Source organism: Eubacterium sp. Marseille-QA0814, from assembly GCF_965119675.1.
Taxonomy (GTDB): Bacteria; Bacillota; Clostridia; order Lachnospirales; family Lachnospiraceae; genus Eubacterium_G.
In genome coordinates, this window is the sequence record NZ_CBCPMG010000001.1 from 476,595 (window position 1) to 490,837 (window position 14,243).

Annotated in this window: 14 protein-coding genes; 11 read left to right on the forward strand and 3 right to left on the reverse strand. The window is 33.0% G+C overall.

Annotated elements, in window-relative coordinates; all coding sequences use genetic code 11:
* Positions 1-4 precede the first annotated feature (4 nt).
* The 6 genes from ACQY63_RS02175 to ACQY63_RS02200 are packed head-to-tail and all read left to right on the forward strand — an operon-like array spanning position 5 to position 5,312.
* On the forward strand, positions 5-979 hold the full coding sequence (locus ACQY63_RS02175) for an RnfABCDGE type electron transport complex subunit D (RefSeq protein ID WP_022165786.1): 975 nt from the start codon (positions 5-7) through the stop codon (positions 977-979).
* 1 nt (position 980) lies between these two features.
* A complete protein-coding gene (locus ACQY63_RS02180) occupies positions 981-1,622 on the forward strand; it encodes an FMN-binding protein (RefSeq protein ID WP_022165787.1) in 642 nt (213 codons plus the stop codon).
* A complete protein-coding gene (gene rsxE / locus ACQY63_RS02185) occupies positions 1,622-2,308 on the forward strand; it encodes an electron transport complex subunit RsxE (protein WP_428244643.1) in 687 nt (228 codons plus the stop codon). The genes ACQY63_RS02180 and rsxE overlap by 1 nt, the downstream gene beginning before the upstream one ends.
* On the forward strand, positions 2,309-2,884 hold the full coding sequence (locus ACQY63_RS02190) for an electron transport complex protein RnfA (protein ID WP_022165789.1): 576 nt from the start codon (positions 2,309-2,311) through the stop codon (positions 2,882-2,884).
* Positions 2,885-2,895: 11 nt separating this feature from the next.
* Positions 2,896-3,711 carry an RnfABCDGE type electron transport complex subunit B gene (locus ACQY63_RS02195; protein ID WP_428244644.1) on the forward strand — a complete coding sequence of 272 codons (816 nt, stop codon included), beginning with the start codon at positions 2,896-2,898 and terminating at the stop codon, positions 3,709-3,711.
* A gap of 53 nt (positions 3,712-3,764) precedes the next feature.
* Complete coding sequence (locus tag ACQY63_RS02200; protein WP_368074885.1) at positions 3,765-5,312, forward strand: spore germination protein; 1,548 nt, start codon at positions 3,765-3,767, stop codon at positions 5,310-5,312.
* Between the two features lie 195 nt (positions 5,313-5,507).
* Here ACQY63_RS02200 and ACQY63_RS02205 read toward each other — a convergent pair whose 3' ends face one another.
* The 3 genes from ACQY63_RS02205 to ACQY63_RS02215 form a co-directional block, all read right to left on the reverse strand.
* Positions 5,508-6,575 (reverse strand): aldose epimerase family protein, encoded by a 1,068-nt coding sequence (locus ACQY63_RS02205; RefSeq protein WP_022165792.1) that lies wholly within the window; start codon positions 6,573-6,575, stop codon positions 5,508-5,510.
* Between the two features lie 92 nt (positions 6,576-6,667).
* A complete protein-coding gene (galT, locus tag ACQY63_RS02210; RefSeq protein WP_022165793.1) occupies positions 6,668-8,167 on the reverse strand; it encodes a UDP-glucose--hexose-1-phosphate uridylyltransferase in 1,500 nt (499 codons plus the stop codon).
* A complete protein-coding gene (locus ACQY63_RS02215) occupies positions 8,164-9,444 on the reverse strand; it encodes a galactokinase (RefSeq protein ID WP_428244645.1) in 1,281 nt (426 codons plus the stop codon). Before ACQY63_RS02215 ends, galT begins: the two co-directional genes overlap by 4 nt.
* A 405-nt stretch (positions 9,445-9,849) precedes the next feature.
* Between ACQY63_RS02215 and ACQY63_RS02220 the strand changes: the two genes are divergently transcribed.
* The 5 genes from ACQY63_RS02220 (at position 9,850) to zapA (ending at position 14,184) form a co-directional block, all read left to right on the forward strand.
* Positions 9,850-10,842, forward strand: coding sequence for a LacI family DNA-binding transcriptional regulator (locus tag ACQY63_RS02220; RefSeq protein ID WP_022165267.1), 993 nt, complete (start codon positions 9,850-9,852; stop codon positions 10,840-10,842).
* A gap of 92 nt (positions 10,843-10,934) precedes the next feature.
* The gene (ruvA, locus tag ACQY63_RS02225) at positions 10,935-11,519 is read left to right on the forward strand and encodes a Holliday junction branch migration protein RuvA (protein WP_022165268.1); all 585 of its coding nucleotides are present in this window, start codon (positions 10,935-10,937) and stop codon (positions 11,517-11,519) included.
* 25 nt (positions 11,520-11,544) lie between these two features.
* Complete coding sequence (gene ruvB, locus ACQY63_RS02230) at positions 11,545-12,543, forward strand: Holliday junction branch migration DNA helicase RuvB (RefSeq protein ID WP_022165269.1); 999 nt, start codon at positions 11,545-11,547, stop codon at positions 12,541-12,543.
* Positions 12,544-12,589: 46 nt separating this feature from the next.
* Positions 12,590-13,702: a hypothetical protein gene (locus ACQY63_RS02235; protein WP_302689812.1), complete on the forward strand. Its 1,113-nt coding sequence runs from the start codon at positions 12,590-12,592 to the stop codon at positions 13,700-13,702.
* Between the two features lie 83 nt (positions 13,703-13,785).
* Positions 13,786-14,184 carry a cell division protein ZapA gene (gene zapA, locus ACQY63_RS02240; RefSeq protein ID WP_022165270.1) on the forward strand — a complete coding sequence of 133 codons (399 nt, stop codon included), beginning with the start codon at positions 13,786-13,788 and terminating at the stop codon, positions 14,182-14,184.
* Positions 14,185-14,243 lie beyond the last annotated feature (59 nt).

Genomic DNA, 14,243 nt, shown 5'->3' on the forward strand with positions numbered 1-14,243 from the left:
AGAAATGTATAATGTATCATCAAGCCCTCATGTAAAAGCAAAAGTTACAACTATGTCAATTATGGGAGATGTAATAATTGCGTTACTACCGGCTACAATTTTTGGAATATATAACTCAGCCAACCTTTTTGGCATAAAATACGGTATTCACTCAGCATTATTAATAATTTTAACAGTTATTACATGTGTTGCTTCTGAATACATATATAACAAAATTACAAATAATCCTGTTTCAATTTTCGATTTAAGCGCAGTTGTAACAGGTATGATTTTAGCACTTAATTTACCTTGCACATTTCCATATTGGAAAGCTGCATTAGGTGGTGTGTTTGCAATTATAATTGTAAAGCAGTTATTTGGCGGACTTGGACAGAACTTTATGAACCCTGCACTTGGAGCAAGATGCTTTTTAATGTTAAGTTTTGCAGGTAACATGACAGCTTTCTACCCTACAGATGTTAGTGGAATAGATGCTACATCAAGTGCAACACCGCTGACAGCATTAAAGAATGTAGGCGAAAGTTCTTCATCTTTACTTGATATGTTTATTGGTAACCATGCAGGTACAATAGGTGAAACAAGTATAATTGCACTTTTAATTGGCGCTTTATACTTAGTAGTTAAGAAGGTAATAGATTTAAGAATTCCACTTACATATATAGTTGTATTTGCAATTTGTATTATGTTATTTAATGGTAAGACAGATATTGATTTCCTTGCAATGCATCTTTGTGGTGGTGGTTTAATTTTCGGAGCTTTCTTTATGGCAACAGATTACACAACTTCACCAATTACAAAAACAGGTCGTTATATTTTTGGAGCCTGCTTAGGTATTTTAACAGCTATATTCAGAACTTTTGGAAACACAGCAGAAGGTGTAAGTTATGCAATTATCTTCTGTAACCTTTTAGTGCCTTTAATTGAGAAATGCACAATTCCAAGAGCTTTCGGTATTGTTAAGCAGAAGGGAGGCAGATAATATGAAGAATATTGTTAAGAACACATTAATATTATTTGCCATTACTTTAGTGGCAGGCTTAGGACTTGGCTTTGTTTATAATGTTACATCAAAGGCTAGAAATGACCAGGAAGAAAAAACTAAAATGACTGCTTACGAGTCAGTAATGCCTGGTATGGAAAGCTTTGAAAATGTGAAAGTTGACAGCGCCTGTGCTAAATACATTAAAGAACAGGTTAAGAAAAACGAAACAGACAATAACATCACTACTATCAAAGAGTTTAACTGTGATATTAATGAAGTGGTAGAGGCGAAAGATAATAGTGGAGAAGCATTAGGCTATATTGTAACTGTAACTGATAATGAGGCCTACGATGGAAGTCTTCAGATGACAGTTGGTATAAAAAATGACGGTACGGTTCTTGGTATTTCATTTTTATCTTTATCTGAAACACCTGGACTTGGTATGAAGGCAAATGAAGATAGTTTTAAGAATCAGTTTAAAAATAAAAAAGCAGATTATTTTGTTTACTCAAAAAGTGGAGCTTCAGCAGATAATGAAATTAATGCTATAAGTAGTGCTACAATTACAAGTAATGCAGTAACTCATGGTGTTAATGCTGCTATCTACTGTGTGAAATATATTACAGGAGGTGGCAAGTAATGGGAAAGATAGATGAGAGATTATATAACGGTATTATCAAAGAAAATCCAACATTTGTGTTGGTACTTGGAATGTGTCCGACGCTTGCGGTTACTTCTTCATTAATTAACGGTGCAGGTATGGGACTTAGTACAATGGCTGTTTTAATATTATCTAACTGTGTAATTTCACTTTTAAGAAATATTATTCCAAACAGTGTGAGAGTGCCTGCGTACATTGTTATCGTTGCAAGTTTCGTTACAATTTTACAGTTCTTATTAGAGGCTTATTTACCATCCTTAAATAGTGCGTTGGGTATTTATATACCTCTTATTGTTGTAAACTGTATTATTTTAGGTAGAGCAGAAAGTTATGCATCAAAGAATCCTGTTATACCATCGATTTTTGATGGTGTGGGTATGGGACTTGGATTTACAATTGCCCTTTCAATTTTAGGTGGCTTCAGAGAAATCTTAGGTGCAGGAACAATTCTTGGAATTAACATTCCTAACTGGGATGGAATTGGAATTTTCGTTATGGCTCCAGGTGCCTTCTTTGTATTGGCATTTTTAATTGCCATTCAGAATCAGATTAGAATTAGTCATGGTAAAAAGCCAAGAAAATTGCATTGTGAAGAAGGCTGTGCAAGTTGTCAGGGCTGTATTAATTTTGATTCCTGTGATAAAGAAGAAAAGGAGGACAAATAAATGGTTAATTGTATGTTAATAGCTGTTGCTGCAGCATTAGTAAATAATGTTGTATTAAGCCAGTTTTTAGGCTTGTGTCCTTTTATTGGAGTATCAAAGAAAACAGATACTGCTGCAGGCATGGGAGCTGCCGTTATTTTCGTTATTATGATTGCGTCAGCAGTTACTTACGGATTATATTATGCACTTTTAGTGCCTTTTAAATTAGAATACTTACAGACTATAGTATTTATTTTGGTTATTGCAGCTTTAGTTCAGTTAGTTGAAATGATATTAAAGAAATTTATTAAACCTTTATATCAGGCATTAGGTGTATACTTGCCACTTATAACAACAAACTGTGCTGTACTTGGTGTTGCAATTTCTAATATTGACAGCGGATATAATTTTGCTGAAAGTATGGCAAATTCTTTTGGTATTTCTGTTGGTTTTCTAATTGCCATTGTTATTTTAGCCGGCATTAGAGAAAAATCAGAAAATAATAATATACCAAAAGCATTTCAGGGAACACCTATGGTTTTATTGGCAGCTGGATTAATGGCAATAGCATTTACCGGTTTTACCGGCATTATTTAAGGAGGTAGAACATGGGAATTTTAGCATTAAGTGCCACTATAAAAGGAATACTTTTGGCTGTTCTTATTGTTGGTGGTGTAGGACTTATAATTGGTATAGTTTTAGGAATTGCAGGAAAATTCTTTGCAGTTGAAGTTAATGAAACAGAAGCTGCAATAAGAGAAGAGCTTCCTGGAAATAACTGTGGTGGTTGTGGATTTCCGGGCTGTGACGGTTTAGCTGCTGCAATTGCAAAAGGCGAATGTGATCCGGGAGCCTGTCCTGTTGGTGGAGCAGAAGTTGCAAAGAAAATCGCCAAAATCATTGGTGTGGAAGCAAACGTAGTAAAAAAAGTTGCTTACGTTGCCTGTTCCGGTGACTGTGATAAGGCAAAAGATAAATATAATTATTATGGAAATATGTCATGTGAAGATGCTGCAAACATACCTGGTGGCGGTGCAAAGGCATGTGGTTATGGATGTTTAGGTTTAGGTTCATGTGTGAAAGTGTGTGAGTTTGATGCAATACATGTTGTAAACGGTAAGGCTGTGGTTGACAGAGATAAGTGTAAAGCATGTGGTAAATGCGTTCAGGCGTGTCCAAAACATTTAATCTCAATTATTCCATATGATTCAAAATATGTTGTTAAATGTAGTTCAAAAGATAAAGGTAGAGATGTAATGCAGGCTTGTACAGCAGGCTGTATTGGATGCGGACTTTGTGCAAAGAACTGTCCAAACGAAGCTATTGATTTTGAATTTAACTTAGCAGTTATTAATCAGGACAAATGTAAAAACTGCGGTATTTGTGCAGAAAAATGTCCTAAGAAAGTTATTGAAAATATTTAAATGAATAATTAATAAAAATCACCTTATACTATAACTTAGTGTGAGGTATTTTTATGGAAAAAAATAATAAAAGAAAAAATCCTTTCTTGGATACAATAGATAGTGATAGTTCTAAGAATGATGGTAATAATGGAGTGAATATTTATCCAAAAGGAAATACAAATGGTAATAATAGCATTGAATATAACGATGTAAATTTTATATCAGATAATTTACAAATGAATGTGGAAAAAATAGATAAACTGCTTTATGTGGAACAAAGTTTTGATTTACTAAAAAGAGAACTTACAGTAGGTAATAGAAAAGCTGTAATGTATTATATTAACGGCTTTTGTGACAGTGACATGATTCAGAAAATAGAGGAATTTTTTTGTAAGCTTAAAGCCGATGAAATACCGGATACGCCTGAAAGATTTGTCAGAGATAAAATTCCTTATGTACAAATAGATTTATATAAGGATCAATATAATGTTGTTACTTTTATTTTGTCAGGTGTTGTATGTCTCTTAGTTGAAGGTTTCCCCAAGGCAATGCTTATTGATATTAGAAAATATCCTGACAGAAGTATAGAAGAACCTGAAAAATACAAGGTTTTGCGAGGCTCTAGAGATGGTTTCGTGGAAAATATAATAAGGAATACTGCTTTAATCAGAAGGCGAATACGTGATCCTAAATATATGTGCGAGGTTGTACAGGTTGGTAGAAGTTCAAGAACCGATATAGCAGTGTGTTATATGTCAGATAAAGCTGACAAAAAACTTTTAAATTATATAAAGAAACAACTTCGTGAAATTAAAACAGATGCCCTTCCCATGAATCAGGAAAGTTTGTCAGAATGTTTGCATAAAGGACATTGGTTTAATCCTTTTCCCAAGTTTAGATATACGGAAAGACCGGACACAGTTGCTGCGGAAATATTAGAGGGACAAATTTGTATATTGGTTGATAATTCACCTGCTGCAATGTTACTTCCCACAACTATATTTGACGTAATAGAAGAAGCAGATGATTATTATTTTCCACCAATTACAGGAACTTATTTAAGACTGGCAAGAACAATTGTGACGTTGGTATCCCTAATATTAACGCCGTTATTTTTGCTTTACGCAAACAATCCTGAGTTTGTGCCAGACTGGCTGTTTTTTACAAAAATAACTGAGCCACAATATGTCCCTATTTTCCTGCAATTGCTAATTTTAGAGCTGGCGGTAGACGGTTTAAAGCTGGCTGCCATAAATACGCCAAGTACATTGAATACCCCGCTGTCATTAATTGCAGCAATAATTATTGGGGAGTTTGCAGTTAATACAGGGTGGTTTAATGAACAGACAATGCTTTACATGGCGGTAGTAGCCATTGCTAATTTCACTCATGAAAATTATGAGCTTGCATACTCTATTAAATTTTTGAGATTAATAATGCTTGTTTTGACACAGCTATTTAATTTAACAGGTTTAATTATAGGATTGGTGATTACGGTTTTAACAATAGTTTCTAACAGAACCATTGCAAGGACAAGTTATATATATCCATTATATCCTTTTGATTTGAAAAAATTTCTTCTTAGATTTTTTAGAATTTCAATAAAAAAGAAAATGTAAGACAAAAATTAACGCATGTGCTAACAAAAAGGAGAAATAAAATACAACACATGCGCCGTCTATATTAAAAGTTAAATATCTATATGATTAGGGATTGTGTGAGAGGGAAATCCACAATCCCATTTAGTTAAATAATATATTTTAAAGGGGAGTTTTAATTATTTAACTGTTCTATAATCATATAGTAGTCCGAAATTATGTATTTAGTGTGTACAAAATATGTTTTTTGAATGTTTTATGTTTGGGGCATACTGAACTGATGAAATTTGGATTATTAATTGCATCAGGGAAAAATTGTGGTTCAAAACAAACAGCGGCCCGCTGGTTGTATACATGCCCGTTTTTTCCTGAAATATTCTCTACATAATTGGCTGTATACATTTGGACACCCGGATAATCTGTTTCTACGGAAAGTTTAATTCCTGACTTATCACCGGTAGCTTCAACAATTTTGTGAAGTTTTCCATTATAAGGTAAATCTTCGTATTTAACTGCCTTATTAGGTTCTACGGTTACAAAGTTATGGTCATAACCTTTACCGTAAATTAATTGCTGAAAATCATTCTCTATTTCTAACCTAATTTTTTTAGGGCTGGTAAAGTCCATAGGCGTGTTTTTTACCGATTCAACAGTTCCTAAAGGAATCGATTCCCTGTTGGCAGGAGTATAGTAGTCTGCAAAAATCTGTACGCTATGGTCTAATACCGAACCTGAACCTTCACCGTTAAGATTAAAGTAGGAGTGATTAGTAATATTAATTATTGTATCTTCCTTTGGTATACCTTCAAAAATTATTTCAAATGAATTATTGTTTATAATTTTGTAAGTTACAAATACTTTTATCTCACCGGGGAATCCCTGATCCATATTAGGACTGTTCAGTGAAAATGTAATGTGGTTATCATCATAAGTTTCAACATTCCATATTCGTTTAAAATAAGGATTGTTACCACTATGTAAATTGTTTTTACCATCGTTTTGGTCAAGACTGTATGCAACATTGTTTAAAGTAAATTTACCGTTTTTTATTCTGTTGGCGTTTCTGCCTACATTGCAACCGAAACATGGATCGTTTTTAGTTTCATAATCTTTTGCATTTGAAAAACCAAGAACGATGTCAGTTTTTTTGTCACCATCCTTAACAATCAGGTTTACAAGAGTAGTGCCATAATCTGTAACTGATAAATCGAGAGCAGGGGTTTGTAAAGTATATAATTTACATTCCTTACCGTTACTTAATGTGCCAAAATCTTCAATAATCATAAATGAAATCTCCTGTTATTTTTAATTATTATCTGTTAACTGTGGATATTTTGATAAAAAAATATCAGATAAGATATTAACAGCTTATTGTTTTATAGTTGCTGAATGAATTTCATAAAGCCCTTCATTCCATCAGGGGTACATTTGTATACTCCGGCATCTTCTAATACTTTAACGAAAGTTTTTCCGATTTCCTGTTGAAGAATTTCATTAATGTTATCCTTAGTAATTGATTCATACTTAGGAATAAAATTGTATGCCCAGTCAGCATGTTTTCTGATTTCTTCATTTGAACGGATATCTTTGTTATTTAAAATATAATCAGATAGAATGTCCATTTCTTTGTTAAGTCTTGCCGGCAAAACAGCAAGTCCCATAAGTTCAATTAAACCGATGTTTTCCTTCTTTATATGGTGCAGGTTTTCGTGAGGGTGGAATACACCTAATGGATGTTCTTTAGTTGTAATGTTGTTTCTAAGAGCAATGTCAACCTGATATTTTCCATCTTTAATTCTTGCTATAAGAGTTACAGTATTATGAGGAGTACCATCAGTTTCAGAGAAAATGAAATATTCTTCATCACTGTAGTTTCTCCAAACTTCCAAAATATGATTGCCAAGATTAATTAAAGAATCCAAATTTTCAGACTCAAGTCTTATTACTGAAATAGGCCATTTTAAAATTCCACATTTTACATCATGGAAATCGCCAACAGAAAATTCTTTAATTATAGGTGCGTTTGCCATGGCAAAAGTATAGTTGCCCCCTTGAAAATGGTCGTGTGTTAAAATAGAACCGCCTACAATTGGTAGGTCTGCATTTGAACCTAAAAAATAATGAGGGAACATTTTTACAAAATCAAATAATTTTACAAAAGTGCTTTTTTCAATTTTCATTGGTGTATGTTCACCGTTAAAAACTATGCAGTGCTCATTGTAATAAACGTAAGGGGAATATTGAAAGCACCACTTAGAATTATTAAGAGTTAAAGGAATAACTCTGTGATTCTGTCTTGCAGGATGATTAACTCTGCCGGCATAACCCTCATTTTCAATACACAATGCACATTTAGGATATGAAGATGCTTTTACGTTTTTAGCTGCGGCAATAGCTTTCGGATCTTTTTCAGGTTTAGATAAATTGATTGTAATATCTAAATTTCCATATTCGCATTGGTATTTCCAATTTTTATTCTTTTCAATTCTTGATTTCCTTATATAATTTGTTTTTGTTGAAAAATTGTAGTAGAAGTTAGTTGCTTCTTCTGGTGATTTTTCATACTTTTCAAAAAAAGTTGAAATAACCTGCCCTGGTCTTGGAGTGATACAGTTCATAATTTTTGTGTCGAACAAGTCTCTGTAAGTAACGGAATCTTCTATTATATTTAGTTTTACTGCTGCATCAAGCAAGTTTCCTAATATTTCATCTAAAGTTAAATTATATTCTACATCAGGATCGCTGAAATCTTCTTTACCAAAAACTTCCAACAACATATTTGTAGAATAAATTCTTTCACATTCAGGAATTAAATTATTATCAATTCCATATTGTACAAGTCTTTTTATATTTTCATCTATAACTACATTAATCATAATACTTTAATTCCTCCATATTTTCTAATCTTTAAAACATGACATGTGTTTTCACCTAATAATTTTTCCATTTGCTCCTTGTAAGTTGAAACATATTCATTTTTTACAAATGCCTGTATTGTTCCGGCAAAACCACCACCATGTACGCGACAAACACCGTTGTCTTTTAATACAAGTTCGCTAACCGCCAATGCAACTGAAACAGGCTGATTTTTATAATCTTTTCCTGAATAAATATTCTGTAAATATTTATAAGATGAATTACCTGATTCTTTAACTAAATTAAGAAAGTTTGTGAAGTCATTATTTTTTAATGCATCAACTTCTTTCTGAACTCTGGCATTTTCACCGAAGAAGTGAATTGCTCTTAATAACCCACGATTGCTAACAGCAGAGTAGAGTTCAGGAATTTTATCATAAAAATCATCTGCAGGTATTTCATTTAAAAATTCTTTGTTAAAATACTGGGCAACCTCTTTCATTTCAGCAGGAATGGCAGCATAATCATCTGTTAAATCTGCATGTGAGGCTTTGGTGTCTGTGATGCAAAGACTATAGCCTTCTTTTTCAACATCAAAGTCGACTTTTTCGACTATTGGTGAGTCAGGATTTTTAAAATTAATATGTACAAAACCCCCTACGGAACAAGCCATTTGGTCCATTAAGCCGCAAGGTTTTCCAAAGAAAACATTTTCTGCATATTGTCCGATTTGAGCAATTTCAGTGGAAGATACTTCCATATTGTTATACATACCTGAAATAATGGTTCCGATAATTGCTTCAAAAGCTGCTGAAGATGAAAGACCGGCACCGTTTATTACATCGCTTGTAATATAAGCTTTAAAAGGTCCTATTTTATAGCCTTCTTTTTTCATTCCTGCAAGAACTCCTTTAATTAAAGAAGAAGTAGTGCCAAAATCTTTTTCGTTTACATTCAAGTCTTCTACAGAAACTGAAATTGGGTCATAACCTTCAGATATAAGTTCTATAGTGTTTTCGGTAGTTTTTCCAACAATGGCTATTGCATCTAAATTAATTGAAGCTGCAAGAACCATACCATGCTGATGGTCTGTATGATTGCCACCAACTTCAGTTCTGCCGGGAGCACTGTAAATTTCAACATCTTCATCGTCGAAAAATTTTTCGTATTTACTTAATGCATTAATATAACGATTTTTCTGATAATCAATCATTTCAGAATCGTCATAGTATATATCTGCTAAAGTAGAGTTGAATTTGTTATTTAATATTTGTTTCTTTAATTCGTCTATTTTCATAAAATACCTCCAAAATATGTAGTGAAACCGTAACAAATAATTAGTTGAAAACTTTTAAATTTCTTCTGTTAAGGTAAATATAAAATTATTTTACTAAAAAATCAACAAAGTTTACTAAAATAAAAAATCTTTGTGAAAAAGTAATAAATATAATAAAAGGAAATTAGTATAAATGTACGTATAAAATCGTTATTTTTTTGTGGTAAACTTTTAGTAAAATTTAGTAAAAAAATTATTGAAAAAAGTAAATAGGTTTTGTAATATATAAGTATTGAAAAAAAGCTATTTATTAGGCAACTTAGGATAGTTACTAATTAACGGTTTGAGTAAATAGAATAATGAAAATTTCATAATGCAAGTTAGATAATGAAATACATATTAGATACATAATTTTGGAGGTAAAAAATGGCTACGATTAAAGATATTGCCAAAATGGCAAATGTGAGCATGGCAACAGTTTCAAGAATTTTAAATAATGACAGCAGTCTTAGTACATCTTTAGAAACAAAAATGCGGGTAATGGAGGCTGCAAAAAAACTAAATTATAAAAAAACAGGTAGAAGTAAGAAAAGTAATTTTACTTTGGGGATTGTACAGTGGTTTTCAGCAGAACAGGAGATGCAGGATTCATATTATCTTTCTGTGAGAAATGGAATTGAAGATTTTTGTCTTAAAAACTCAATACAAATTATAAGAGTATTTAAAAGTGACGAGAACTATATTGAAAATTTAAATGACGTAGATGGAATAATCTGCATTGGAAAATTTAGTAAAAAAGATATAAAGTCTATTACTAAAATCACGTCAAACACAGTATTTTTGGATATGGAAATGCCTGACTACAATGTGACAACTTTTTCCATGGACTTCAAAGATGCAATTTACAAGGGAATGGATTATCTTTTATCTTTAGGTCATAAAAAAATAGGCTTCCTTGCAGGAGTAGAAGTGTTAGATGAAAATGAGATTGTAGAAGATGAGAGATTAAATGCTTATGTGTCATTTTGCAGGGAAAATGAAATGGACTGTGATACTTTCTTAAGACAGGGTAACTACAGTATCGAATCAGGTTATGAAATGATGAAGAATTTGATAGATTCAGATGAAATACCCACAGCTGTTGTTTGTGCAAGTGACTACATTGCTTTTGGCGCAATGAAGGCAATTAATGAAAAAGGACTAAAGATGCCAGAGGATATATCTATTGTTGGATTTGATGATGCCAGTATTTGTAACTACACAACACCTTCACTTACAACGTTACATGCACCGGCTTATGATATGGGACAATATGGTGTTAATTTCTTATATGGAGCCTCAAATTTGAGTATTTCAACTGCGGTTAAGGTAAAAATGCCTTGTACACTGGTTGAAAGAGAATCCTGTTTTAAATTATAATTTGAATTGTAATAGATAAAAAAATGTGTTATTATATCTTCAAGGTAAACATTTGTTCTATTAATGAACGAAGTGAAAAAGGGAGACAGATAATGATTTCATACATAAAAGGTGTTGTTGATTCGGTTGAATTGGACAGAGTTGTTATTGAAAATAATCAGATAGGATATAATATTCTAATGCCGGTAACGGCACTTGAAACATTAGGTATAGGAGAAGAAGTCAAGATTTACACATACTTTAATGTACGTGAAGACGCAATGCAGTTGTTTGGCTTTTTTTCTAAAGAAGAATTAGAATTATTTAAAAAATTAATAAGTGTAAGTGGTGTTGGTCCAAAGGGCGGCCTTGCCATTGTTTCTGCATTGCCTGGAGAACAACTTCAAATGGCAATAATTTCAGGTGATGCCAAGGCAATTTCAAAAGCACAGGGAATAGGTGCCAAAACTGCTCAGCGAATTATTATAGAATTAAAAGATAAGATAGATTTGGAAGATATGATTCATACATCAGGAAATGATGATATTTCAAACAGTGTCCAGTCAGACGCAGTTGACGCATTAGTAGCGCTTGGTTATTCTAAGGGCGATGCTTTCAGCGCAGTTAAGAAGATAGAAATTACTGAAAGCATGGATGTTGAGGAAGTATTGAAAAAGGCATTGAAGAATATAATATAACTTTTATAATATGAAGGAAAGATAAATGGCGAAAAGAATTATTCAAACAGAAGCAGCATCCGAGGATGTTGTAATAGAAAAAGGTCTTAGACCATCTTCTCTTGATCAATATGTTGGTCAGGAGAAAGCAAAAAATAATTTGAAAATTTTTATAGAAGCAGCAAAATCGCGAAATGAACCGTTAGATCATGTATTGTTTTATGGACCACCGGGACTAGGAAAAACAACCTTGTCAACTATAATTGCAAATGAAATGGGCGTTAATATTAAGATTACTTCAGGACCGGCAATTGAAAAGCCGGGAGAGATGGCTGCCATACTTAATAATTTATCGGAAAATGATATTTTGTTTATAGATGAAATTCACAGATTAAACAGACAGGTAGAAGAGGTTTTGTATCCGGCCATGGAAGACTATTCAATTGACATTATGATTGGTAAAGGTCAGGGGGCCAGATCTATTAGACTTGATTTGCCTAAGTTTACTTTGGTTGGGGCAACAACAAGAGCAGGACTATTAACAGCCCCTCTTAGAGACAGATTTGGTGTTATTAATAAGCTGGAGTTTTATACAATAGATGAATTAAAGCAGATTATTATAAGGTCTGCTGGCTTACTTAATGTTGAAATTGATGAACAGGGAGCTGTTGAAATGGCTAGACGTTCAAGAGGAACACCACGTCTTGCAAACCGCTTGTTAAAAAGGGTAAGGGATTTTGCTCAGGTTAAATACGACGGTAAGATTACATATGAAGTGGCAAATGATGCTTTGAACCTTTTAGAAGTTGACAAGTTAGGTCTTGATAAAGGTGATAGAAGCATACTGGAAACCATAATTTACAAGTTCGCAGGCGGACCTGTGGGACTTGATACTTTAGCGGCTGCTTTAGGCGAGGATGCAGGCACTTTAGAAGATGTTTATGAACCATATTTAATTCAAAACGGATTTATTCAAAGGACACCGAGAGGCAGAGTGGTAACAGACTTTGCTTATACACATATAGGTGTTGAAAAAAACGTTTAAAAATGGTAATATAAAAGAGATGAAATTTTTTAGGAGGGTGTATAAAATGAGAAAGAATTTTTTCAAAAAGATCTCTGCCGTTGCATTATCTTTAACAATGGTAGTAGGAATGGTCGGTACAGTACCAGCCGCAGTTAAAACAGGTACAGATATCTCTAACGGAGTTAAGTGGCAGGCATTTTCAATTCACACTAGAGAAGATGGTGGAAAATGGGAAGATGAATTAAAGAAAGATGGTCAGGTTTACAACAACCAGAAGAACGCTTTCAAGAGCTATGGCGAAAATGCTAAGCTTGCTGCAGCTTCAACAAACGGAGATGCATTACTTAACATTACAAGTACAGGTTATAGTGCTCAGTGGACACCAATGGGAACTGTAGCACAGAGCAACCCTTGGGGTGTTACATTAAAGAAAATCCTTAACATTGATAGAGGACGTACTTACACAATTTCATTTAAGATTAAGTCAACATTAAAGAATGAAATTAAACAGACAAAGAAACGTAAAGATGGAACAGGATACAATGTAGGAACAGGTAAGATGAACTACATTAAGCATGTTCATTTAAAAGCTTACAGAAATAACACAAAGGACGGAGATCCAGCAGTAAATCTTTATGCTGTTAAGGCTACATATAAGGGAGCAAATGTTCTTTCAAACACAAAAGATTTCAAGAACATGATTAAATTAGATAGCAGAAATGATGATTATGTTACAGTCACAACTAAGGTTACAGTGCCTGGCGATACAATTAAGTATAAGCAGAAGACAATGGGCGTTATGTTAGCTATGGGTGCTTTCTTAAAAGAATTCCCAGATGAAAACGACATGAGCGGTCAGGTTGAAATTAAAGACTTTAAGGTAGTCGCAGGAAATCCAGTTGCAACATCAAAGGCTCCAAAACTTAAGACAAAGAAAGCTAAGAAAGCTTACATTAAGGCTACAGCTAAGAAAGTAAAAGGTGCTAAGTCATACGAATTCCAGTATTCAACAAAGAAGAACTTTAGTTCAAAGACAAAAGTTACTTCAAAGAAGAACACTGTTAAATTAACAGGTAAGAAGATTAAATCAAAGAAGAAGATTTATGTTAGAACAAGAGTTAAAACAAGTGCTGGATACACAGTATGGTCAAAGGCAAAGAGCATTAAGGTTAAATAATTAAAGTGATAAATTACATACTTCTTTTAATTTAAAAGATTTTGTGATATTATAATCAATGATTTTAGTACAAGGAGATAATTATGTCATCAAAGAACTACGTGGATGTTATTATTGATGGGAAGATTTACAATATAGGTGGATTTGAGAGTGAAGCGTATCTACAGAAGGTTGCTACATATATCAATAATATGATACAGGACTTTAAACAGAATGAAAGCTATCGTATGCAGAATATGGATATGCAGAGAATACTTCTTGAAATTAACATAGCAAATGATTATTTTAAAGCAAAAAAACAGGCAGACATGCTTGAGGGTGATTTAGAACTAAAGGAAAAAGAAGTATACGATTTAAAACATGAGTTGATAGTTTCAGATTCGAAAGCTGAGACAGCAACTAAAGAATTAGATGAAGCTCTTGAAAAAATTAAGAATCTCGAAAAAGAGATTGTTAAACTTCAGACAGAACTTGAAAAGTAAATTAAACGATCAGGCTTCGGCCTGGTCGTTTCTTACTAATAAAACAGTTATAGGAGAAA